Source organism: Paraburkholderia sp. GV068, from assembly GCF_003058125.1.
GTDB lineage: Bacteria > Pseudomonadota > Gammaproteobacteria > Burkholderiales > Burkholderiaceae > Paraburkholderia > Paraburkholderia graminis.
The window spans coordinates 568,023-589,809 of sequence record NZ_QBUB01000002.1 but is presented as its reverse complement, the minus strand read 5'-3'; the positions used below and the strand labels follow the sequence as shown (position 1 = coordinate 589,809).

At 61.9% G+C, this 21,787-nt stretch carries 19 protein-coding genes and 1 pseudogene; 7 read left to right on the top strand and 13 right to left on the bottom strand.

Translation table 11 applies throughout. The annotated features are described in order from the left end of the window. The 5 genes from C8K18_RS07630 to C8K18_RS07610 form a co-directional block, all read right to left on the bottom strand. Positions 1–943: phage late control D family protein (locus C8K18_RS07630; RefSeq protein WP_181325327.1), on the bottom strand; the 943-nt coding region annotated here is incomplete at its 3' end. Positions 944–1,292: 349 nt separating this feature from the next. Further along, a complete protein-coding gene (locus tag C8K18_RS07625; RefSeq protein WP_053859755.1) occupies positions 1,293–2,624 on the bottom strand; it encodes an MFS transporter in 1,332 nt (443 codons plus the stop codon). 60 nt (positions 2,625–2,684) lie between these two features. After that, positions 2,685–3,674 (bottom strand): hydroxymethylglutaryl-CoA lyase, encoded by a 990-nt coding sequence (locus tag C8K18_RS07620; RefSeq protein WP_258196076.1) that lies wholly within the window; start codon positions 3,672–3,674, stop codon positions 2,685–2,687. Next, a complete protein-coding gene (locus C8K18_RS07615; protein WP_006047477.1) occupies positions 3,671–4,864 on the bottom strand; it encodes a CaiB/BaiF CoA-transferase family protein in 1,194 nt (397 codons plus the stop codon). The genes C8K18_RS07620 and C8K18_RS07615 overlap by 4 nt, the downstream gene beginning before the upstream one ends. A 119-nt stretch (positions 4,865–4,983) precedes the next feature. Then, positions 4,984–5,922 (bottom strand): LysR family transcriptional regulator, encoded by a 939-nt coding sequence (locus tag C8K18_RS07610; RefSeq protein WP_053859757.1) that lies wholly within the window; start codon positions 5,920–5,922, stop codon positions 4,984–4,986. 228 nt (positions 5,923–6,150) lie between these two features. Here C8K18_RS07610 and C8K18_RS07605 point away from each other — a divergent pair, with 228 nt between their 5' ends. After that, positions 6,151–7,113: a GlxA family transcriptional regulator gene (locus tag C8K18_RS07605; RefSeq protein WP_107707126.1), complete on the top strand. Its 963-nt coding sequence runs from the start codon at positions 6,151–6,153 to the stop codon at positions 7,111–7,113. 81 nt (positions 7,114–7,194) lie between these two features. Then, entirely contained in the window at positions 7,195–7,953 is a 759-nt protein-coding gene (locus C8K18_RS07600) for an SDR family oxidoreductase (protein ID WP_107707125.1), read from the top strand. Between the two features lie 691 nt (positions 7,954–8,644). Here C8K18_RS07600 and C8K18_RS34120 read toward each other — a convergent pair. Then, positions 8,645–8,832 (bottom strand): annotated as a pseudogene (locus tag C8K18_RS34120) (response regulator); the annotation flags it as partial. A gap of 380 nt (positions 8,833–9,212) precedes the next feature. After that, positions 9,213–10,430, bottom strand: a complete 1,218-nt coding sequence (locus tag C8K18_RS07590; RefSeq protein ID WP_107707124.1) for a diguanylate cyclase domain-containing protein — start codon at positions 10,428–10,430, stop codon at positions 9,213–9,215. 250 nt (positions 10,431–10,680) lie between these two features. Here C8K18_RS07590 and C8K18_RS07585 point away from each other — a divergent pair, with 250 nt between their 5' ends. Beyond that, the gene (locus C8K18_RS07585; RefSeq protein WP_107707123.1) at positions 10,681–11,481 is read left to right on the top strand and encodes a YkgJ family cysteine cluster protein; all 801 of its coding nucleotides are present in this window, start codon (positions 10,681–10,683) and stop codon (positions 11,479–11,481) included. Between the two features lie 14 nt (positions 11,482–11,495). On the opposite strand, the gene C8K18_RS07580 is transcribed toward C8K18_RS07585, so the two are convergent. From C8K18_RS07580 to C8K18_RS07570, 3 genes are all read right to left on the bottom strand, one after another. Further along, complete coding sequence (locus C8K18_RS07580; RefSeq protein ID WP_258196075.1) at positions 11,496–12,083, bottom strand: hypothetical protein; 588 nt, start codon at positions 12,081–12,083, stop codon at positions 11,496–11,498. Positions 12,084–12,312: 229 nt separating this feature from the next. Next, a complete protein-coding gene (locus C8K18_RS07575) occupies positions 12,313–12,792 on the bottom strand; it encodes a nuclear transport factor 2 family protein (RefSeq protein ID WP_006047470.1) in 480 nt (159 codons plus the stop codon). 30 nt (positions 12,793–12,822) lie between these two features. Then, a complete protein-coding gene (locus tag C8K18_RS07570; RefSeq protein WP_165919802.1) occupies positions 12,823–13,515 on the bottom strand; it encodes a TetR/AcrR family transcriptional regulator in 693 nt (230 codons plus the stop codon). Between the two features lie 108 nt (positions 13,516–13,623). Between C8K18_RS07570 and C8K18_RS07565 the strand changes: the two genes are divergently transcribed. After that, the gene (locus tag C8K18_RS07565) at positions 13,624–14,274 is read left to right on the top strand and encodes a YceI family protein (RefSeq protein WP_107707121.1); all 651 of its coding nucleotides are present in this window, start codon (positions 13,624–13,626) and stop codon (positions 14,272–14,274) included. A 41-nt stretch (positions 14,275–14,315) separates the two neighbouring features. Here C8K18_RS07565 and tdh read toward each other — a convergent pair whose 3' ends face one another. After that, positions 14,316–15,347 carry an L-threonine 3-dehydrogenase gene (tdh, locus tag C8K18_RS07560; RefSeq protein WP_006047467.1) on the bottom strand — a complete coding sequence of 344 codons (1,032 nt, stop codon included), beginning with the start codon at positions 15,345–15,347 and terminating at the stop codon, positions 14,316–14,318. Then, complete coding sequence (locus C8K18_RS07555) at positions 15,344–16,558, bottom strand: glycine C-acetyltransferase (RefSeq protein WP_107707120.1); 1,215 nt, start codon at positions 16,556–16,558, stop codon at positions 15,344–15,346. Before C8K18_RS07555 ends, tdh begins: the two co-directional genes overlap by 4 nt. 130 nt (positions 16,559–16,688) lie before the next feature. On the opposite strand from C8K18_RS07555, the gene C8K18_RS07550 reads away from it, so the two are divergent. From C8K18_RS07550 to C8K18_RS07540, 3 genes are all read left to right on the top strand, one after another. After that, positions 16,689–17,327 carry a helix-turn-helix domain-containing protein gene (locus C8K18_RS07550; RefSeq protein ID WP_107707119.1) on the top strand — a complete coding sequence of 213 codons (639 nt, stop codon included), beginning with the start codon at positions 16,689–16,691 and terminating at the stop codon, positions 17,325–17,327. Positions 17,328–17,429: 102 nt separating this feature from the next. After that, a complete protein-coding gene (locus C8K18_RS07545) occupies positions 17,430–17,831 on the top strand; it encodes a DUF2471 family protein (protein WP_029967289.1) in 402 nt (133 codons plus the stop codon). Positions 17,832–17,886: 55 nt separating this feature from the next. Then, positions 17,887–18,969: a tyrosine-type recombinase/integrase gene (locus C8K18_RS07540; RefSeq protein ID WP_107707118.1), complete on the top strand. Its 1,083-nt coding sequence runs from the start codon at positions 17,887–17,889 to the stop codon at positions 18,967–18,969. A 140-nt stretch (positions 18,970–19,109) separates the two neighbouring features. Here C8K18_RS07540 and C8K18_RS07535 read toward each other — a convergent pair whose 3' ends face one another. Next, positions 19,110–20,315 (bottom strand): DNA-binding protein, encoded by a 1,206-nt coding sequence (locus C8K18_RS07535; RefSeq protein ID WP_107707117.1) that lies wholly within the window; start codon positions 20,313–20,315, stop codon positions 19,110–19,112. Positions 20,316–21,787: the final 1,472 nt, after the last annotated feature.

Sequence of the window (21,787 nt, the reverse complement as noted above, 5' to 3'; positions counted from 1 at the left end):
GCACGCTTGCGCACTGCAATGCGAGTACGTTGCTTTCGCCCTCGTAAATGACCTGTCGTGCGATGACCGCCTCGTGGCGCAACTGCGCTTCCCACTTGGCGCCCGCCTGGTCGAGATGATGCGTGCCGTAGATGTAGGGCTGTCCGTAGGTCGTGGAATCGCCAGGCGCCACGTTAGCCGAATCCCGGTATCGCTCCCATGCTGACTCAGGGTTATAGTCCGCAACCATGAACGACTGCGGCACTGTCTCTGTGTGAGTCTTCAGTGTCGTCACCGCCTCCACGCCGCCCGCTTCGAGACCGGCCGCTTCGCGGTACGGCACGATCCGCCGTGGATCGTCGTAGAGGTAATGATCGATGTCATCTGCAAAGACGATCTGGTCACCGTGTTCCGTTTCCACGATAAAACAGTAGATCCCCGCCTTCTCCATCAGCATGTGGACATAATCGAAATCCGTCATCTGGTGCTGGAAGCGCCAGAGATGGACCGGATACTGACGGCGCAGACGGAACGATGTCTGGTGGTCGCGGATGCCGTGACGGCGCAACACCGCCGTGAGGATCTGCGGTGTGGTGACGCGCTGGTAGACGTGCGTGTCCGTAACCGCCTGGAGCCGTCCGAAGTGCGACTTCAGAACGAATTCGTATCTGACGTAGTCCCTGGTGATCTGGATCGTGGAGAATCTTTCGATGAAACCACTGAATTTCCGCACTGTTCCATCGTCATTCTCGATGCCGAAAACCGCATCGAGGTTCAGATAGTCAGCCCGTGCAAGCTGCTGCGGGTGGGTCAACTCGATGCGCACCTCGGTGGGCGCGCCCATCTTCTCGGTTGCCGTGAACGACACGACCGACAGCGCCGCCGCGCTGTCCGTGCCGGGTACGTCGAGAAAATATGCCTGGCGCCCGGTTATGGCACGCAGCGCGTCTTGCAGGTCTGCCATGACCCGGCCTCCTTGCTGATTGTGGGAGACGCGGCCGGGTACATGAGGACTGCAAACTTCAGGCTGGCCGCGATCTGGAGCCATTTCAGCTCTTCACGCGTTTTTACCTGGCGGGGTGATTCACTTCAATCAGATGTGTCTGAAAGTCCGTAGTCTGTTGTCAAACGGAAAAGGGCGACCGAAGTCGCCGGAACGATGTGCGGTTATCCGCGCTATTTTGGAACAACTCCTGGATAACCCGCCGAAAACCGCACCAACTACCTGACGCGGCTCGATTTCCCCCCAACTGCGCAAACGCGCACCAAAGTGCGCGTCTCCCCACATAGAAACGCACTACACCTCAAGCGCCCTACCGCACCCCATCCCTGGCCCGAAGCGACTCCGGCAACCCCCGCAACACAATCAACGCACAAATCACGCTCATCGTCCCGATCACATACAAAGCCGGCGTCGTACTCCCAGTCAGATCCCTAACGCGTCCCACCATGATCGGACTCACGATCCCGCCCAGCTGTCCGAGCGTGTTGATCAACGCGATGCCGCCCGCCGCGCCCGCCCCCGTCACCAGCTTCGGCGGCAATGCCCAGAATGCCGGGATCGACGCCACCACGCCCCCGCCCATCACCGCAAGCGCGACGATCAGGAAGCCCGTCTGTTTGTCGAAGAAACCGGCCGCAAAGAATCCGATCGCCGACATCACCAGCAAACCGAACACGAACTTGCGACGCTCGCCGCTTGCATCGGACAAGCGCCCCACAACCACCATGCAGATCGCGCCGCACACATAAGGCACGGCTGTCAGCAAACCGATCAGCGTCGGATTATGCGTGCCTGCCACGCGGATCAAATGTGGCGCCCAGAAATTCAATCCATACGACGCCACCTGAATCAGAAAATAGACGAGCCCCAGCGTGAGAAATCCCGGCGTCTTTATCGCGCCGATGAACGAATGCCCAGTCTCAGGATGACGGCTCTGCTGCGCAATCTGCTCAGACAGGAATGACTTCTCCGCGGGCGACAGCCAGTTCGCATCGTCGATGCGATCTTTCAGCAGCTTCAGCACGAGATAACCGAGCAACACGCACGGCAGGCCGCCGAGCAGGAACAGCCAGTGCCATCCCGGCATGCCAAGCACGCCGTTCATATGGCCGATGACTAGCCCCGCCAGCGGCGCGCCGACCAGCCCCGAAAACGCCGACGCGAGAAACAGCATCGACGTAATGCGACCGCGATAGCTCGGCGGAAACCACAGCGTGAGGTAGTACAGCACGCCCGGCGCGAAGCCGGCTTCCATCGCGCCAATCAGAAAGCGCAGGCCGTAAAACTGCCATTCGGTGTTGACGAACACCATCGCCGCGGTCGCGAGTCCCCACGAAATCATGATGCGCGCAATCCAGCGCCGCGCACCGACCTTGTAGAGGAACAGATTGCTCGGCACCTCGAACAACACATAGCCGATCACGAACAAACTCGCGCCGAGACCATATGCGGTGTCCGACAAGCCGAGATCGCTTTGCAACTGAAACTTCGCGAAGCTGATGTTGATGCGGTCGAAAAACGCAAACAGATAGCAGATCATGATGAGCGGCATCAGCCGCCATGCCACTTTGCGGATGATGGCCGCCGCGCCGTCCGCGCTCTGTTCACGGCCGCCGGTTGCGATTGCGCCGAGGTCACTCATGATTCGTCTCCAATGCCGGATTCGGCTGTGCCGTCCGGTCGTTTAGTGGATCAGGGAAAGTCAGATTTGCAGCACGTAGTCCGGCACGGGATGCAGGTCACGATTGCGCCCCGCCTTCGCCACTTGCCCGGGCACGTCGTGGCCCAGCAAAGCCGGCAACGCTCGCGACAGCGCGAGCAGTTTCTCGAGGTCGATTCCCGTGGGAATACCCATTTCATCGCACAGATTCACGAGGTCCTCGGTGCAGATGTTGCCCGACGCACCGGGCGCAAACGGGCATCCGCCGAGACCGCCCAACGCGGCGTCGAAGCGGCGCGCGCCGGCTTCGTAGGCGGCCAGTACATTGGCGAGCCCAAGTCCGCGTGTATTGTGAAAATGCAGCGTGAGCGCCGACGACGGCACGCGTTGCAGCACTCGCTCGACGAGCCGCGCCACCTGGCGCGGATTCGCCATGCCGGTCGTATCGGCGAGCGTGATGCCTTCGATGCCCATCTCGCGATACATATCGACAATGCTGACCACGCGGTCCTCGTCGATCGTGCCTTCGAACGGACAGCCGAACGCCGTCGCGACCGATGCGTTCAACAGCATGCCCGCGCCCTTCACGTGACGCACGATGTCGCCAAACGCCGCCAGCGACGACTCGCAGCTCATGCGCATGTTGGCGCGGTTGTGCGTCTGACTCGCGGACATCACGAGATTCAGTTCGTCCGCCTTCGCGGCGAGCGCGCGCTCGGCGCCCTTGAGATTCGGCACGAGCGCGACGTAGATCACGCCCGCGCGCCGCTCGATCTGCTGGAACACGGCCTCGCCGTCGCGCAACGCAGGAATGGCTTTCGGCGAGACAAACGAGCCGGCCTCGATACGCGTGAAGCCCGCCGTCGAGAGCGCGTTGATCAATTGGATTTTGTCGGCGGTGTCGACCCACGTCGGTTCGATCTGCAAGCCGTCGCGCGGCGCGACTTCCTGCACGATGAGCTTGTCGGCGACTCGTGCGTTCAATTCGCGGTTCGTTGCACCGTTCGTTGCATGTGTCGTTGCATGTGTCATTGCACGGCTCCTTCGCGGCGCAGCCGCTCGATCTCTTCACTCGCGAAGCCGAGTTCGCTCAGCACGCTTCCCGTATGTTCACCGAGCGCGGGGCCTTGCCAGCGCACCTCGCCTGGCGTCTCCGACAGCTTCGGCACGATGCCCGGCATCTTCACCGAGGCGCCGCCCGGCAGTTGTGCCTGCAACAACATGTCGCGCGCCTGGTAGTGCGGATCGGCGACGATGTCCGCGACGGAATAGATGCGCCCCGCCGGCACTTCGGCGCGTTCGAGCGCGGCCAGCACGTCGTCGGTGGAATGATGCGAGGTCCATGCGGCGATCGCCTCGTCGAGCATCGCGCAGTGTTTGGCGCGGCCGTCGTTGTGCGCGAGCGCGGGATCGTCGGCGAGGTCGGCGCGGCCTATCACCTGCATGAGGCGCCGGAAAATCGGATCGCTGTTGCCGGCGATCACGACATAGCCGTCGTCTTCAGTGGGATAGGTGTTGGACGGCGCGATGCCAGGCAGCGCCCCGCCGCTTCGCTCGCGAACGTGGCCGAGCAGATCGTATTCGGGGACGAGGCTTTCCATCAGATTGAAAACGCTTTCGACGAGCGACACGTCGACCACTTGCCCGTCGCCCTGCCCTGTCTTCACACGCAGCAGCGACATCAATGCGCCGATCACGCCATGCAGCGACGCGAGCGAATCGCCGAGACTCACGCCGACGCGCGCCGGCGCGCCGTCCACCTCGCCCGTCGTGTAGCGAATGCCGCCCATCGCTTCGCCGATCGCGCCGAAGCCCGGACGGTCACGGTATGGGCCCGACTGGCCGTAACCGGAGATACGCACCATCGTCAGTTTGGGGTTGATCGCGTGCAGCACGTCCCAGCCGATGCCGAGCTTTTCGAGCGCACCAGGACGCAGGTTTTCGATGACGACATCGGCCTCGGCCGCGAGCCGCTTCACGATCTCGACACCCTCCGGCGACTTCAGATTCACGCACACCGACTTCTTGTTGCGCGACTGCAGATACCACCAGAGCGACGTGCCTTCGTGCAGCTTGCGCCATTTGCGCAGCGGGTCGCCGGTTTGCGGCGCTTCGATCTTGACGACGTCCGCGCCGAACTCGGCCATCAGGCGCGCGGCAAACGGCGCGGCGATCAGCGTTCCGATTTCAACGACGCGGATACCTTGAAGGGGTCCACCCATGTGCTGTCTCCGAAGTGGTTTTCTGTTGGGAGACAGCTTGCAGGCGTGCGGCGGCGGCGTCCAACCGCAATTCGCCAACGACCGTTCGCGAACGACGAACGCTCAAGCGCGGCGCAGATTCATGCCGCCGGCGTTTGCGTGGCTTCGGAGGCTTCTATCGAACGCAAATGATCGAACAGCAAACGGCTCACGGGCGAGAGCGCATCGACATCGCGCACGACCAGCACGAGGCTGCGCTCCGACCAGTCGTCTTCGAGCGGCGCGCCGACGAGCCCGAGCGGCCGTCCCATGAGTTCATAGACCTTGCGCGGCAACACGCCGACGCCCATTCCCGCCTGCACCATCCGGCAAACGGCGTCGAAGCCCGGCACATGGATGCGCAAGCGCAACGGCTTGCCGGCGACGCGCGCGGCGATATGCGTTCGCGCATTGATCGAACTCGCGGCGTGCAGGCCGACGTGATCGCCGTCGAGCGTTTCGGCAAACGCCACGCTCGTGCGCGCGGCGAGCGGATGATCGCCGCGCATCACGAGCACCAGCGAATCGCGGCGATAGTGCTCGACGTGCAGCTCGCGCGTGTCGGCATCGGCGGAACAGATGCCGAGATCGGCGAGGCTGTCGTCCACCGCTTCGACCACGCCGCCGCTGGGCCGCTCTTCGAGGTCGAGCTTCACGCGCTCATGCAGCAACTGGAACGCGCGCAAATCTTCAGGCAAAAATTCGACGATGGCAGACAGGTTCGCCATCATCCGTACATAGCCGCGTACGCCGCTCGCATGCCCAGCCAGTTCGATGCCGATGTTTTCGATGTCGCGCATCACGCGCCGCGCATGATGCAGCAGCGTTTCGCCGGCCGGCGTGAGCGTCATGCCGCGCGCGTTGCGTTGAAAGAGCGTCGCACCCACGGCCTGTTCCAGTTCGAGCAGCCGCTTGCTCGCAGCGGAGACGGCAATGGCCTCGCGCTCCGCGGCACGCGTGAGCGTGCCTTCCTCGTAGACGGCGAGGAACAGTTGAAGCGTGGTCAGGTCGAGCTTGCGGAGAAGGTTTTTAATCACCATGACGCGGCGCCGGAAGTTCGGTCAGTGGCTAATCATCCCATATGCGGCGCGTGAATCATTGCTTGCGCGACGAGTATGCGAGGCTGTTTGGCCTCGCCGTGCAGCGTCAAAGCGCGTTTGGTATGCTGGGCCACCGCGTTTTCCCCGACAATCGCGCGAGGCCGTCGAACGCTGCCCATCGCACCGCGTTCACTGCCGCGGTTTGCTTATCGTGAAAGGAATCATTCGATGCCCACCGTCGCGATCGCGATCTTTGCTGGCGTGCAGGCGCTCGACGTCGCCGGTCCCGTCGACGTCTTCTCCGAAGCGAACCGCTTCATCGCGCCGGACGCGCGCTACGAAGTCACGCTGCTGAGCGCGCAACAAGCACCGCTGCGCGCGTCCAACGGCATGACGCTGATCGCCGACGCCGTCTTCGCGCGCGCTCGCAAACCGTTCGACCTCGCGTTAGTCGCGGGCGGCCCCGCGCTCCCCGAAGGCGCTCCGCCCGAGGCGTCGTTGCTCGACTGGTTGACCAACATCGCGCCGCAATGCGGCCGTTACGGCTCCATCTGCACGGGCGCTTTCGCGCTCGGCCATGCCGGTCTGCTCGACGCGCGCAACGTCACGACGCATTGGCAGCACGCGGCCCAACTCGCCGCGCAGTTTCCGAAAGCGCGCGTCGACTACGACCGCATTTATCTGCGCGACGGGCAACTGGTCACTTCCGCGGGCGTGACTGCGGGCATCGATCTGTCGCTCGCGCTCGTCGCCGAAGATCACGGTGCGCAGATCGCGCTCGCGGTGGCAAAGCGGCTCGTCGTGTTCGCACAGCGCCAGGGCGGACAGTCGCAATTCAGTCCGTATCTCACGGCGCCCGTCGACGAAACATCGCCGGTTGCGAAAGTCCAGGCGCATGTGATGGAGCGCATTCACGAGAGTTTTACAGTCAAGCAACTCGCCGATGTCGCCGGCATGAGCTCACGCAATTTCGCGCGCGTGTTCGTGCAGGAAACCGGCGTGACGCCGCATGAATTCGTCGAGCGCGCGCGTGTGGATGCCGCGCGCAAGCTGCTGGAAAGCAGCGGCGCCGCGCTGAAAGCGATTGCCTACGATTGCGGTTTCGGCACCGCGGATCGCATGCGGATCGTTTTCGTGAAGAGAATCGGCGTCACGCCGATGCAATACCGCGAGCGCTTTCGCGCGGCGTGAAAGCGCGCGAGCGGCGCCGCTGCGCGTGCGAAACATGCGTGAGAAGATAACGGCCTGCATGAGCTATCTTCAAGGAACGACATGAATCCCTCTTCTCCCATTCGCGCGATCGTCACCGGCCATACGCGCGGCCTCGGTGCGGCGCTCGCCGCGCAACTGCTTGAGCGCGATGTCGCGGTGCTCGGTCTCTCACGCTCGCGTCATGCGTCGCTCAAACAGCGCTTTCCCGCGCTGCTCGATGAAGTTGAACTCGAACTCGCCGATACGTCGCGTGTTGCGCAATGGACGGCGACCAATGCACTGCGGGCATTCGTCAGCGGCGCGCACACTGTGCTGCTGATCAACAACGCGGGCATGGTGCAGCCGATCGGTCCGATCGACGCGCAGGACGCAGCGGCCATTGCCAGCGCAGTGAGCCTGAACGTCGCCACGCCGTTGATGCTCGCAAGCGCGCTCGCCGCGGCGAGCCCCGATGTAAGCGACCGGCGCATCATGCATATTTCGAGCGGCGCGGCGCGCAACGCTTACGCCGGCTGGAGCATCTATTGCGCGACGAAGGCCGCGCTGGACCACCACGCGCGCGCCGTCGCACTCGATGCCACTCGCGCGCTGCGTATTTGCAGTCTCGCGCCGGGCGTCATCGATACGAACATGCAGGCGGAGATTCGCAGCACCGGCGTCGAACAGTTTCCAATGCGTGAGAAGTTCGAGGACTTGAAGCGCAACGGTCAGCTTTCGACGCCCGAGCAAGCTGCGGCTCAATTGCTCGACTATGCGTTCAGCGATGCATTCGGCGAAACGCCGGTGGCTGATATTCGCGAGGTTGGGAAGCGGGCGTGATGCGCTGTTGATGCGCTGGGGTGCACAGTCACTATCGCGGCTCCTGAAAAGTCTCACCTTTGGGCGCGGGCGGCGATGATTCGTGTGCTTTTTGCAGCGGCGCGTCGCGCGAATTGCGCTTGATATGCAGTGGTTTTACCGCGCTGCTGCTGCGGCTTGCATCGCCACCTGCGCCAGAACAGCGGGCTCCCGAAAATCCTCACCTTTGGCACACAGCAGTCGAAGGCCGGCAGGAGGGAGCAGTTTCACAACTCCCGAAAACCCTCACCTTAAGCGCTTGCGGACCGCCCGCAAAGCCATGCTGGGCGTGGGCCGAAGGCGTCAGAACAGGCGAATCCCGAAAACTCTCACCTTTAGAAGCACGCGAATGATCGGGATACCCAGGTAAGACGTCGATGTCGGGTGCGGTGAAAAAATGACTCGCAAACCGCGAACCGTCCGACTCGATATGGACGGTGAGGCACATGCGTTCCAGTCGCTCACGGATCGCCGCAGCGTCGAAGTGCTCCCGAATTCCCTCACCTTAGAGCGGATGAAGCCCCGGGACGACACAGCTTTGGCCTCCGCACCAGGCGGACATTTAGCGGATTTCGCCCATTTCCGCGACGATAACGCGTGCGAATCAAGCGCGGAACTCACGCGCCGAACCGCTCCCGAAAACCCTCACCTTTGACGGCGTGGCGCGCAAGCGTCAGTTCGCGAGCTTATGAAACGTCTCCAGCACCGCGTCGCCCTTGAACGGCTTCACGATCGAGCCCTTGACGCCGCAGCCTTGCGGCGTTCTTTCATTGCCGGGCTGCTTTCGGTTGTGAGCATGATGACGTTGACGGTCTTGTTCGCGAGTTCGCCGCGAATTTTCTTGACCATCGTGAGGCCGGCTATATACGCGCGTCTACGTCGCTGAACAGCGAGCTTCATGCTTTGCCGTGCATCGCTCGTGTCGATGCCGAGACCGTTCCGGTTCAGAAAGAAAACCCGCCACTTCGTCGCGCACAGTACTGGACTCATCCACGATCTCACCTTTGCGGCGACCTCCTGGAACTCCTCACCTTTACGCACGCTGTCGGGTGAAATGCATCAAAGGTGCGGCGTGAATCCTGGGACGACTCACCATTGCACGCGTCGCGTCATCTCCTGGAACATCTCACCTTTGAATTTGAAGACGTCGATGGTGATGCCGTCTCCTGGAATTCCTCACCATCCTGGAACGGCTCACCTTTGGCGATATCCGCAAGCAACGTGCGGACTCACGCGATACGTTATCGCGTCAGCTTGATGACATTCGACAGCCCCGCAGCCGACGAACTGCCGAAGCTATACGTCGAACGGCCGCTGCGTTTGGCCGCGTACATGGCGGCATCGGCGACGTCGAGCAAGCCTGCGATGCTCTGCACCCTGTCCGGAAACGTGGCGATGCCGATACTCACGCCAATCGCAAAACGGCCGCCGTACTCCTTGTCGCCGATTGCTCGCACACCTGAGACAAGGCGCTCGACGAGTTCCCGCAATTGGGCGTCGTCGCCGCAATCGGTTGCGAGCAGCACGAACTCATCGCCGCCGACACGAGCGAGCATGTCGCTCTGCCGCGTCGCGGCCCGCAGCGATTCTGCAAGCCGACGCAGCAACACGTCGCCGGCGCTATGGCCCATCGCGTCGTTGACCTTCTTGAAGCCGTCTATGTCGAGGTACAGAAGCGCGATTCGGCGCGACTCGGCCTCGTTGCCCGAGAGCGCGTCGATGGCGGACAGCAGCCGGCGGCGGTTCGGAAGTCCCGTCAGCGTATCCTGCGCGGCCTGTTGATCGAGCATGTTCGAATACGCGTGCACCCTCGCGAACGCACGACGCTGAACATACACCGTGTACCCCATCAGGCAGCACACGAGCACGGCAATGGCAACGAGCGCGGCGCTTCCGAACACGAGGCGCCGATGCGCATCCTGAGTGGCGACCTTGCGCCTTTCGCGCCACTCGTTCAGCAGTTCGCCGAGGTCCTGGCGCAGGCCATCCATATAAGCCTTGCCTTCGTTGGTCTGCACGAGCTGGATGGCGGCCGCACGATTCCCGCTGCGAGCCAGTTCGATCGTGCGCGCGAGTTCGACCACCTTGTCGGTCTTCGCATGCTCGACACGGCGCACGAGTTCGAGCGATTTTTCGTCGCTGCCTGCTGTCTGCTGCAAACGCAAAACGGTGTCGTCGAGATCGCGAATGCCCTGGCGATAGGGCACGAGGTAGGCTTCATCGCCGGTGAGCAGATAGCCGCGCTGGCCGGTCTCCGCGTTCTCGAGATCGTGCAGCACGCGATTCGCGGCGCCGAGCACGGCGAACGCTTCCTCGTCGCGCAGACCGTCGGCGACAATGATCTTCGCTTCGTACACGAACAGACCGGCTGCGACGAGCAAGCCAATGGCCATGCTGATGTAGAGCGCAATGAAACGGTTACGGTCGGCTTTCGCGGAGCGGAACAAACGCGCGGGCACGAGAGGCTCCAGGGCGGTGGGGATGGTGGAAGGGTGCAATGATACTGGAGAGCCGTGACAGGCTCTCGCGAAGCGTTTTTGCGTCGGCTATTGCCGTGATGCCACCGCATAACAATTTTTTTGAAAAGCAGTGTCAGGTTTTTGGTGCAGCCCCGACTAAGCCCAACATCACCCGTGCTGGATAGCGCGACAACGTCCGAACTATCAAACGCAACACGGGAAGAATGATTTGGCCAAAGGAGCTTGACGGATGGATATCGACTTCGACTGCACGATGTGCGGCAAATGTTGTCACAACCTTCGGTTGCCGCTGACCGTATCCGAAGCAATCGCGTGGCTCAAGCGAGGCCACGACGTTCAGCTATTTGTTGAAGCGCTGCCGTGGCCGGAAGAGCCGCCGGAAGACAATCTGGTCGCGGCACATAAGCGCCGGCGCTCGTTTGCGGCTACAAGCGGTTCTCTGCCCGTACGAGTGGTCGTTGTCATCGTTGCAGCATTCGATGGTCCATGTCCGAACCTGCTGGAAGATATGCGATGCGGAGCTTACGAGAGTCGACCTCTGGTATGCCGTATTTATCCTGCGGAAATTAACCCGTTCATTTCCATGGACCCAGCGCAGAAAGCATGTCCGCCAGAGGCCTGGACGGGTGCGAGCTCGCCACTGTTGCGTCAAGGACAAATTGTCGACGCGCAGATCGCCGCGCTAGTCGCTGAGTCGCGCAACACGGATGCTGCCGATGTCTGGGCGAAAGCCGCCCTCTGCACAACGCTCGGAATCAGCAGTGCGGCCTTGAGCAACGAAGGGTTCGTTGTTCACACGCCAGACCGATCCAGTCTCTTAAGCGCTCTTGAGTCGGCGCAAATGGTCAAGACGGCCACGGCAAGTTCCTGGCAATTTGTCTCGAACCGAAGTGAGACGGCGAACGCATTGGATTCAGTTGATGCGGTCGTATCGAGAACGTCGGCTTGGGAAGCAGAGGGCGCTACCTTCCTGGGCTTTTTCCCGGACGATGTCTCGGGGAGTGGGACTCACGAAAGCGGCGCTCACTGAAAGGTGAATAAGCACTAAAACTTGACCTTCACCTGAAAGCCGATGGTGAAGGGAAGATCGTCGGAAGGGATCGGCGGAATCACGATGAAGTTCGCGCCGACACGCTTGTATTCGACCATGATGAGCGGCGCGAGCACGGGTCCGATCGTGTGATCGCGGCCGAGTCCCCAGTTGCCATAGTTATAGCCGGAGATGATGCCGCCCATCGCCGCTATGCGGACAATGCCCCAGTGCAGAAAATCCGGCGACCAGACGCCGCCGCCGTAATACGACGGCCGGCGCAGTGAATTGCGAAAGCCGCCCGCCGTCAGCGCCCATTGATTGTTGAGCCAGCACTCGACGCCGAGGCCTGGGTTGAACTGCTCGAAGTGTTTGTCCGGGTCGGGATTGATGTGATACGAGCCGAGCATCGCGTCGACCCATACGCCGCCCTCGCACCAGTTGCCCGCATGCGCCGCCGATGTGCCGGCGACGCTCGCGGCAAGCGCGAACAATGCGCGGCAAAAGTGCGTTTTGAACTGGCCGGTGTGCTGGCTTTTGTGCTGGCTGATTTGCCTGCCGATTTGCGTGGTCATCCGCCTGCTGATCTGCCGAAGATGCATGTCCTCTCCATCGCCAGTCGAACGCCGGCGCGATGCTGTTCTCATATCGGTGCGTGCCGCCCGTCGCGCACTGTACCGCAAGCCACTCGCGCGATGTTGAAGACGCACTCGGGCTTGCGGGCACAAGACGTGCCGGCAAGCGTCAACACAACTCTAATGGAGGACCGATGGCAAAGCGGTGAAGACGCGCGCCGCATTTTCACGCGTTTTCACGTTGCAGGCAGAGTGTTTATAGACCGAGGTCGGAAAGGCCAGGGTGATCGTCGGGACGGCGGCCGAGCGGCCAGTGATACAGACGGTCCGCTTCGCGGATCGGCAGATCGTTGATGCTGGCGTGACGGCGCGCCATCAATCCATGCTCGTCGAACTCCCAGTTCTCGTTGCCATACGAGCGGAACCAGTTGTTGGAATCGTCGTGCCATTCGTAGGCAAAGCGCACGGCGATGCGGTTATCGGTGAACGCCCACAGTTCCTTGATCAAGCGATAGTCGAGTTCCTTCGCCCATTTGCGGCGCAGTAAGCCGACGATTTCCGCGCGGCCATGTGTGAATTCCGCGCGATTGCGCCACACGCTGTCCTGCGTATAGGCGAGCGACACACGTTCGGGGTCGCGCGTGTTCCAACCGTCTTCCGCGGCGCGAACTTTCTGGATGGCGGTTTCGCGCGTAAAGGGCGGCAGCGGCGGACGGGTTTCGATCGGATCGGTCATGAGATACCTCGCTTTTGGTCAGGTGGGCAGTCAGGATGCGGGTCGCCTCGTCGGCGGGGACTTGCGTGAAGGTCGGCTTGAAGTTTTGTTGCGTGCGGGCGTGTTCCCGTTGCCGGCTGATTGAGCGTCGAGCAAGGTGACAGCGACGGCCTGCGCGTCGAGCGCCGCATCGGGCTCGCCGCTCACAAGCGCAACGGCGATCGCACCGTCGAGCAACACGAGCCACTGCCGCGACAAACGGGCGGCGCGCCTCGCGTCCAGTTTGCTTTCGGCGATGAACTCGTCGAATTGCGTCCGCACGAAAGTCAGCAAGCGCTCCTTGTGCTCGCGCGCGACGATGCGAATCGGGTCTTCCGCCGAAGCGATCTCACCGGCCGCGTTCAGAAACGCACAACCGTGAAAGTCCTCCGACGCGAACCATTCGCGCAATACGTCGAACATGCCGAGCAGCCGTTTGCGCGCGCTCTTGCCGCGCCGCTGCGTGCCCTCGACAAACCAGTTCATCCAGCGTTCGTCGCGCCGCTCGAGCGCGGCCGCGACGAGCGCGTCTTTCGATTCGAAATGCGTGTAGAAGCTCTTACGCGCGGTGCCCGACTGCTTGACGATCGCGTCCACGCCGGTTGCATGAATGCCGCCCGCGTAGATCAACGCTTCGGCAGCGTCCAGCAGACGCTCACGCGCGCCAGCCGCCGATGCCTTTTCCATGAGAGTATCCGTAGCCATGTGCGAAGGGTAGAACGATCATTCTCCCTCGTCAAGTCTTGCCGCTTTTTGCACGACGTGCGCGGCACCTGTTATCCTGGTTGCCAGCAAACAACCGGAACTCACTTGATGAATGCGTTCACTGCCCGCAGCATTGCCGTACGCGCTTTACTCGCCGCAATGCTGCTTACATCAATGGCCTGCACGCCGCTGCAAGTGCTGACGCATTCGGTCAGCCAGAACGAAGCGCGCGTGCCGGTCGGGCGCTACGACCTCGACCTGGATCATTGCAGCATTACGTTCGACGTCGAACACTTCAAGTATTCGCGCTTCACCATGCGCTTCGATCGCAAGAAAGGGCAACTGAACTGGAATGAAGGCGGTCTCGAAAAAAGCAGCGTGTCGGTTTCAATCGACGCCGCGAGCATCGACACGAACGTGCCGCTGCTCGACAAGATGGTGAAAAGCGAAAGCCTGCTGGACGTGGAGCGCTATCCGGAGATTCGGTTCGTGAGTACGAAGTTCGAGCGCACCGGCGAATCTCGCGGCACGTTGACGGGCAATCTGACCATTCACGGCGTAACACAACCCGTCACGCTGGATGTCACGTTCAACGGTTTCGCACGAGATCCGCTAACGAAAAAAGACACGCTCGGCTTTTCCGCGGAAGGACAGTTCAGCCGCGCGAAGTTTGGCCTCGCGACGTGGTATCCCGCAGTGGGCGACGACATTCACGTACGAATTCAGGCCGAATTCGGCAAAACGCCCGCGGGCGCGTGAGCGCATCGCGGGCGTGTGCAAGACGGCAAGCGTCGTGATGCTTAAGCGGCCGTCCAGTCGAGAATGACCTTGCCGCTTTCGCCGGAGAGCATGGTCGCGAACGCTTGCTGGTAATCGTCGACCTTGAAGTGATGCGTGAGAATCGGCGACAAGTCGAGCCCGCTTTGCAACATCGCCACCATCTTGTACCACGTCTCGAACATCTCGCGCCCGTAAATGCCCTTGATTTCGAGGCCTTTGAAAATCACCTGAGTCCAGTCGATCGCGGTCTGCGCCGGCGGAATACCGAGCAGCGCGATCTTGCCGCCGTGGTTCATCGCTTCGAGCATGCTCGTAAAAGCGCTCGGCACGCCGGACATTTCGAGGCCGACGTCGAAGCCTTCGGCCATGTGCAGGTCCGCCATCACGTCGCGCAGCGATTCGCGCGACACGTTCACCGCGCGCGTCGCGCCCATCTTGCGCGCGAGGTCGAGCCGGTAATCGTTGATGTCGGTAATCACGACGTTGCGCGCGCCGACGTGCTTCGCAATCGCCACGGCCATGATGCCGATTGGCCCCGCGCCGGTAATCAACACATCTTCGCCGACGAGGTTAAACGACAGCGCCGTGTGCGTGGCGTTGCCGAACGGATCGAAGATCGCGGCGAGGTCGTCGGAGATTTCAGGCGGAATCTTGAACGCGTTGAACGCCGGAATCACGAGATACTCGGCGAACGCGCCCTCGCGATTCACGCCGACGCCCACCGTGTTGCGGCACAAATGCCGGCGTCCCGCGCGGCAGTTGCGACAGAAGCCGCAAGTGATGTGGCCTTCGCCCGACACGCGATCGCCGATCGAAAAGCCGCGCACTTCCTCGCCCATTTGCACGATCTCGCCCACGTATTCGTGGCCGACATGCATCGGCACCGGAATCGTTTTTTGCGCCCAGTCGTCCCACTTCCAGATGTGAATGTCCGTGCCGCAGATCGCCGTGCGCGTGATGCGGATCATCACGTCGTTATGGCCGACTTCGGGCAGCTTCACATCGGTCAGCGTGAGACCCGGCGCGCGTTCGAGTTTTGCGAGTGCCTTCATGCGCCCTCCGCCTGGATCACGCCAAGCTCACGGCCGACGCGCGCGAACGCATCGACGGCGCGGTCGATCTGTTCCGTCGTATGCGCCGCGCTCATTTGCGTACGGATGCGCGCGCGGCCTCTCGGCACGACGGGGAATGAAAAGCCGATCACATAGACGCCTTCGTTCAACAGCGCATCGGCCATTCTGGAAGCAAGCTGCGCGTCGCCGAGCATCACGGGAATGATCGGATGTTCGCCGGGGACGAGCGTGAAGCCAAGCGCGCTCATCTTCTCGCGAAAGTGCGCGCCGTTTTCGCGCACGCGGGCGCGTAGTTGCGCGCCTTCGTCGCTGGCGAGCAGTTCGAGTACTTTCAGCGACGCCGCCGCGATGCTCGGCGTCAGCGTATTGGAGAACAGATACGGGCGCGAGCGCTGACGCAGCAATTCGACGATCTCCTTGCGCGCGGCGATATAGCCGCCCGATGCGCCGCCGAGTGCCTTGCCGAGCGTGCCCGTGATGATGTCGACGCGCGAGAGCACGCCGCAATGTTCCGGCGTGCCGCGTCCCTGTTCGCCGATAAAGCCGACGGCGTGCGAGTCGTCGACCATCACGAGCGCGCCGTAGCGGTCGGCCAGATCGCAGATGCTGGCGAGATTGGCGATGATGCCGTCCATCGAAAATACGCCGTCTGTCGCGATGAGCTTAAAGCGTGCGCCGGCCGCGTCCGCCTCTTTCAGCCTGGCGTCGAGGTCCGCGAGATCGTTGTTCTTGTAGCGAAAGCGCTTGGCCTTCGAAAGCCGCACGCCGTCGATGATGCTCGCATGATTCAGCTCGTCGCTGATGATTGCGTCGTTCTCGTCGAGCAGCGTTTCGAACAGGCCGCCGTTCGCGTCGAAACAGCTTGAGTAAAGAATGCAGTCGTCGGTTTGCAGAAACGCGGCGAGCGCCTGCTCGAGTTGCTTATGGACCGTCTGCGTGCCGCAAATAAAACGCACCGACGCCATGCCGAAGCCGTCGTTGTCGAGCCCTTGCTTCGCGGCCTCGATAAGGCGAGCGTCGTTGGCAAGACCGAGATAATTGTTCGCGCAGAAGTTCAGCACCTCGGCGCCGTCGGCGAGACGAATATCGGCCGATTGCGGGCTGTCGATAACGCGCTCGCTCTTGTAAAAGCCGTCGGCGCGAATCTGCTCGAGCGTGCCGCGCAGATGGGCGAGAAATGAGTCACGCATGAACCGGGCTCCTGAATGGGTGAGACCGACGTGGGCGAACAGGCAACGGCCTGCTATAGTCGGTTGTCAGTTTTATCGGATATTTTCGTTTTTTCGAACTAAAATCCGGTATATCGAACAACTCTAAACGATGGGTCAGGAAATGGCAAGTTCGGGTATTCGCCGTGCGGCGGCTGGCGCGGCACCCACTCCGAGTGCGATCGCGGCGCCGGCAATCGCGGCGCCGCCGCGCGTCGGCGAACAGATTCAGCGCCTGCGCGCCGAGCGGCGCATGACGCTCGACGATCTGTCGCGTGCGGCAGGCGTGTCGAAATCGATGCTCTCCGAAATCGAGCGCGACAAGGCGAACCCAACGATCGCGGTTGCCTGGCGGCTGACCAATGCACTTGGCGTGAGCCTGGATTCGCTGTTCGCGCCGCAAAAGACGCCCGAGGCGATCGCCGTCGCAGGTCCGCACGAGATTCCTACGTTAAGCGGACACGACGCGAAATACCAGTTGCGCGTGTGGGGGCCGATCGAGCTGGCCGGCAAATTCGAGTGGTACGAATTGACGCTGCAGGCGTGCGGTGCGCTCGTGTCCAACGCGCACGAACCGGGCACGCGCGAGCATCTCACGGTGCTACAGGGGTCGATTGAAATCGAGGCGGCCGGGACGACAAAACGGCTCAAGGCCGCGGACACGGCACGCTACGTCGCCGATGAGCCGCACGCTATCCGCAATGCCGGCAAAGGCGAGGCGAAGGCGTTGCTGGTGGTGATTCACGGCTGAGGCATCGAGCAGCAAGAGGCGTCTACGCGGAATCGGGGCTTGCGCGAGGTTGCGCCGGATACTGTATGTTTGTACAGTACAGGCTATCGACTGGAGCCGATAATGAACGACCTGAAAACCGCCCCGACCGACCACGCTCTGGCTGCGCTGCGCTATCAAACCGCGGCGCGCGATCTCGAACGTATCGTCCGCAACATCGCCGGGCGCTATATCGTGCAGCAAGTGCCGCTCACCTGGCGCCTGCTTCACGCGATTGAAGCCGAGGCGCTCGCCGACCTCGGATTTGCCAGCCGGCATGACGCGCTCATGCTCGGTCTGTTTCAACGTCCGTCGGATTTGCCCTATCCCGAGACTGACGAGGCCGTGGACTTCGGCATGTCGACCGCGCTGCCCGCCGTGTTCGCGTTTGCTGTCTCGGCTTACGAGGAAGCCGCTCGCCGCGCCGCGCAACGTACCTCCGAAGGCGCTGCTGTCCACAAGCGAGTGCAAGCCTGGGGCGATTAAGGCGGCCGCGCTTGCACCACGTCTACAATATGCGCAACTAACCGATAGATAGCGCATGTCGCCTCCTCATTTGTCCGACCCGGTGCCGCGTCCGCAATCGTCCACCGATCTGTTCGATCAGCAACGCGAAGACTGGCGCCGCGATCCGCAAGTCGCGTTCGACGCATGGCTCGCCCGGCAGCATTTCCGGCGCTCGTCGGCGCAGGTGTACCAGGCGCAGTGGGGGCTTTTCCTCGAGTGGCTGAAGGCGCGCCAAAAGAGTCTCGTCACCGTCGATACGCAGACCATCGCCGATTTCGTCGCCGGGCTCGAGATTCGCAAGCCGCAACGCGTGCGCTATCTGCGGCTTATCGAGCGGGTGCTGGATCATGTGCGCGAAGTCGAGGCATCGTCGACCAATCCTGCCCGCTTCATCGCTCAGGATGGCGAGGCTGCGTGGCGCAACGCGCGCGACAACGAGCCGACCGGGTTCCTTCATCACGCCGAACGCGCCGCGCTAATCGCGCATCTGTTTTCGCCCGTGCAGGCGCTCTCACGCGCGCAGCGCTGGAAAGAACGGCGCGACCGCGCGCTGATCGCGGTGTTTCTCGGCGGCGGACTGAAGACGGGCGAGGCCGCCGCGCTTACGGTTAGTTGCGCGACGCCAGGCTCGCCGTGGATAACGATCGATTCGACCAATCCCATGCTGGTCCGGCGGACACGGCTCGCGCCGTTCGCTTCCGCGATTTTCGACGCCTGGCTGGCCGAGCGGCGTTTGGTCGGGCTCGCTGGCGATCTCGTTTTTGCCGCGTCGCCTTCCGGCAGGCCGATGCATAAAGCCACGATGCTTCGCGCAGTGGATGCGCTCGTCGACGCGGCGGGCATCGCGGCGTCGCGTACCTCGCGCGCCAGTCCGCACACCTTGCGCAACACGTTTGCCGCGGATCTGTTCGAGAGCGGCGTGGAAGCGGAGCTGGTCGGACAATGGCTCGGATTTGTTCAGGCCGTGTCCGCGAATCGTCTGTATCGCGCGTGGCAAACGTGGATGGAACAGCAGAATTCACGCGTCACCGAGGAACCCGATCCGGCCGCGCCGCTCCTGCCCGAAGCTCGCACAGACAGGCGTTTTACGAGGAAAGCAGGCTCGGCCGAATCCTGAAACTTCTCACGTTTCAGGTCCCGAATTTCCTCACCTTTGCGGGCTCTCGGGCTCTCGGGCTCTCGGGCTCTCGGGCTCTCGGGCTCTCGGGCTCTCGGGCTCTCGGGCTCTCGGGCTCTCGGGCTCCTCGGCTCCTTGCTTCAGGCCGGAGCGGACAAAGAGCCGCGCGACAAAAACCGGCTCACGGCTTCCAGCCGTGAATCGCCCGGCCCGGACGAGTGATCGCATTCCGGACATTGCAATTCGAACTGGTGATCGACTTGCGACAGTTCCGGCTCACCTTCTTCGCATTTAGGACAACGCAACGGCAAGCTCACGTGGCCATCGGCTGCGGTGCCGATCGTGCGCAACTCGTCGCTGGTGAGACGGCCGGCTTGCACGAGCGAGTACAGCAAACCGCCGATCGCCGGATCGATGCCCTGTTGGCTGCGCAGGCTCGCGAGTTCTTTCGTCAGCGCGTCGATCTCGTCCGATTGTTCGCGCATTTGCGCATCCAGCCGGTCGCCGCGCGCTTTCGCCGCGGCAAGTTGCTGAATGAACTCGAACTCCTTGCGGCTGGCGTCGCGCACACCCGACTGATAGGTCGCGGCCATGCTGCGCAACGAATCCAGTTCGACGAGCATCGGCTTGACCCGGCGCTCGGCTTCCGCGACGGCGTCCTTGATCTGCTGGGCATAGTGCTCGGTGCTCTGGCGCAGCTCGACATGTAAGGCGTCGATGCGATCGCGCAGCGTCGCGTTTGTCGCCTGCTCGGTGTCGACGCGTTGCTGAAGTGTCTGATTTTCGTGTTCGAGCCGGCGCACCGCTGCCTGAAGTCCTTCCTGATGGGCGGTGCCGTGCGTGGCGACGGCGGAGAGCTCGGCTTCCAGCGCCCGGATGCGTTCCCACGCGGCTTCCGCCCGTTGCTCACTGCGCTTGATGGCTTCTTCGGAGGCGTCGCGGCGGATTTCCGCGTCGCGCGCACGCTGCTCGGCTGCTGCGATTTGGGCGCGTGCTTCGTCGCGCTCGGCATCCAATGAGGTGCGTGCTTGTGCGACCGCTTCTTCAAAGAGTGCGCCCAAGAGTTCTCCGGCACGCTCTTCCAAAGCTTTCGGGATTGCGCCGCCGCCGATCTTCACACGCGAGACGTTGCGGATGCGCTCCCAGAAGTGGTCGATGTCTTTCGGGATGTCGCTGGCGCTGCCGGTCTGGGTTAGATCGCGGACGGCTGCCATCGACGGACGTATGCCGAGATCGAAGAACAGCCGCTTGCAGGCGTGCAGTGAGAGTTCTTGCCGTCGAGCGCCTTTGGTTCGCATCGCGTCCAGCTCTTCGCGTAGGGCTCGACGTTCGTCGTCCAGGTTCATTTAGGCCTCTGCGAGTCGTGAAGTGTAGCGATCATAACAAGTTACGTATCGGACGCTACGATTTTTTGGCGGGTGGCTGTGGCAGAGCCTTTTTATGCTGGGTAGCCTGCGCTTCCTGTTCGTTGCGTCGTGCGTGCTGGTTTTTTCCGTGAAACAAAACGAAGAACGTCATGTAAGTCTTTGTTCTGTCGGCTGAATATCCACTTTTTCTTTCACTAGGCACTGTTTCACGATGCGCAAGCTTGGGAAGGTGGTTGGGGATGTGGCTCTTTCCGGAGGACTCGCGGGTCCGAGACTAGAGAGTAATAAAAGTAAACACCCTTGAACCTAGGTTAAAAACGTTAACGCCAAGGGAAAGCCTTACCTGGCGAGGGTTTCCCGGCGGCAAGGTGAAGCTTTCCGGGAAGCCAGGTGAGATCCTGCGGGACGCAAGAGTGATGAGGTTCGGGGACAGTGGTGAGCCGGTGCGGGAAACATCGTGAGCGGGTTCGGGAAGCGTCCTTGCAGTGAGTGCGGGCACAAGGTGAGATTTTGCGGGAGCTTATCATTCGCAAGCGCCCGGCTGCGCTAGAAAGCGATCTCTCGCGCCGGCGGAGCCAAGGTGAGTGTTTACAGGACGGTCGCAACACGCTGTTTTTGCCCCTGTTCGGGGGTCCAAAAACCTCGAGGTGAGCGAAGACAGGAGAAAACGCGGATGCAAGGTGAGGTTTTACGGGGATCGGTAGCCTGTTTTGCCTTGATTTTGTGCAGTCGACTGGCGTAGGTGAGCTTTTTCGGGAGCGTTGGCAATGCAAGCGACGCGTTTTTGCCACGAGGGGGAGGTCGGCGGCGACCGCTCGATCTAAAGGTGAGGAAATACGGGACCTGCAGCTAGGGGCTTGCCACGGGTGCTCAAAATCCAGGCGCCGACAGGCAAAGGTGAGGCTTTTCGGGAGATTTTCGGCCGCGTTTTTCGCCCAAAGGTGAGCGAATGCAGGAAAGCAGCCGACTTTATGGTCCGCAAATGTCCTGTGGACGGGGCTTGATCTTCATCGGGCCCGAGCGAGTTGGATCTGAACGGTGAGCGTTTTCGGGGGCGTCTTGCGCTGCACCAAGGCTCCTGGACAGAGACAATTCGGCGTTAAGGTGAGGTTTTACGGGAGATGCAGAGCCGCGCGCGGTGCATGGTGGTTCTTTTGTGTTCGACGTAAGTCACTGACAACAAAGGGGAAATTACTGGGTTAGCCGAAAGGTGAGGCTTTTCGGGAGGAAGGTTTGGCAACTGCGCCAGCGTATCGCCGATACCAAAGGTGAGAACTTCCGGGACTGTTTTGAAGCAGTACCGATAGCCTGGGTTGCTGGAACCCGCGTCATCCGGAGCGCTGAACGCACTTAATGGTGAGCTTTTGCGGGAAGCTACGGGCACTACTGATCGCATGCGTCGCCGGACAACTGGACTGAGCTGGCCGCGGCGCTCCGCGAACGCATAGGTA

What these genes read in the sequence shown, in the direction of transcription:
- C8K18_RS07605 (WP_107707126.1), top strand. Translation starts at nt 6,151, where the DNA reads ATGCCCACCGTCGCGATCGCGATCTTTGCTGGCGTGCAGGCGCTCGAC.
- C8K18_RS07570 (WP_165919802.1), bottom strand. Translation starts at nt 13,515, where the DNA reads ATGGCTACGGATACTCTCATGGAAAAGGCATCGGCGGCTGGCGCGCGT.
- C8K18_RS07600 (WP_107707125.1), top strand. Translation starts at nt 7,195, where the DNA reads ATGAATCCCTCTTCTCCCATTCGCGCGATCGTCACCGGCCATACGCGC.
- C8K18_RS07580 (WP_258196075.1), bottom strand. Translation starts at nt 12,083, where the DNA reads ATGCATCTTCGGCAGATCAGCAGGCGGATGACCACGCAAATCGGCAGG.
- tdh (WP_006047467.1), bottom strand. Translation starts at nt 15,347, where the DNA reads ATGAAGGCACTCGCAAAACTCGAACGCGCGCCGGGTCTCACGCTGACC.
- C8K18_RS07610 (WP_053859757.1), bottom strand. Translation starts at nt 5,922, where the DNA reads ATGGTGATTAAAAACCTTCTCCGCAAGCTCGACCTGACCACGCTTCAA.
- C8K18_RS07565 (WP_107707121.1), top strand. Translation starts at nt 13,624, where the DNA reads ATGAATGCGTTCACTGCCCGCAGCATTGCCGTACGCGCTTTACTCGCC.
- C8K18_RS07620 (WP_258196076.1), bottom strand. Translation starts at nt 3,674, where the DNA reads ATGACACATGCAACGACACATGCAACGAACGGTGCAACGAACCGCGAA.
- C8K18_RS07615 (WP_006047477.1), bottom strand. Translation starts at nt 4,864, where the DNA reads ATGGGTGGACCCCTTCAAGGTATCCGCGTCGTTGAAATCGGAACGCTG.
- C8K18_RS07545 (WP_029967289.1), top strand. Translation starts at nt 17,430, where the DNA reads ATGAACGACCTGAAAACCGCCCCGACCGACCACGCTCTGGCTGCGCTG.
- C8K18_RS07555 (WP_107707120.1), bottom strand. Translation starts at nt 16,558, where the DNA reads ATGCGTGACTCATTTCTCGCCCATCTGCGCGGCACGCTCGAGCAGATT.
- C8K18_RS07575 (WP_006047470.1), bottom strand. Translation starts at nt 12,792, where the DNA reads ATGACCGATCCGATCGAAACCCGTCCGCCGCTGCCGCCCTTTACGCGC.
- C8K18_RS07540 (WP_107707118.1), top strand. Translation starts at nt 17,887, where the DNA reads ATGTCGCCTCCTCATTTGTCCGACCCGGTGCCGCGTCCGCAATCGTCC.
- C8K18_RS07535 (WP_107707117.1), bottom strand. Translation starts at nt 20,315, where the DNA reads ATGAACCTGGACGACGAACGTCGAGCCCTACGCGAAGAGCTGGACGCG.
- C8K18_RS07585 (WP_107707123.1), top strand. Translation starts at nt 10,681, where the DNA reads ATGGATATCGACTTCGACTGCACGATGTGCGGCAAATGTTGTCACAAC.
- C8K18_RS07550 (WP_107707119.1), top strand. Translation starts at nt 16,689, where the DNA reads ATGGGTCAGGAAATGGCAAGTTCGGGTATTCGCCGTGCGGCGGCTGGC.
- C8K18_RS07625 (WP_053859755.1), bottom strand. Translation starts at nt 2,624, where the DNA reads ATGAGTGACCTCGGCGCAATCGCAACCGGCGGCCGTGAACAGAGCGCG.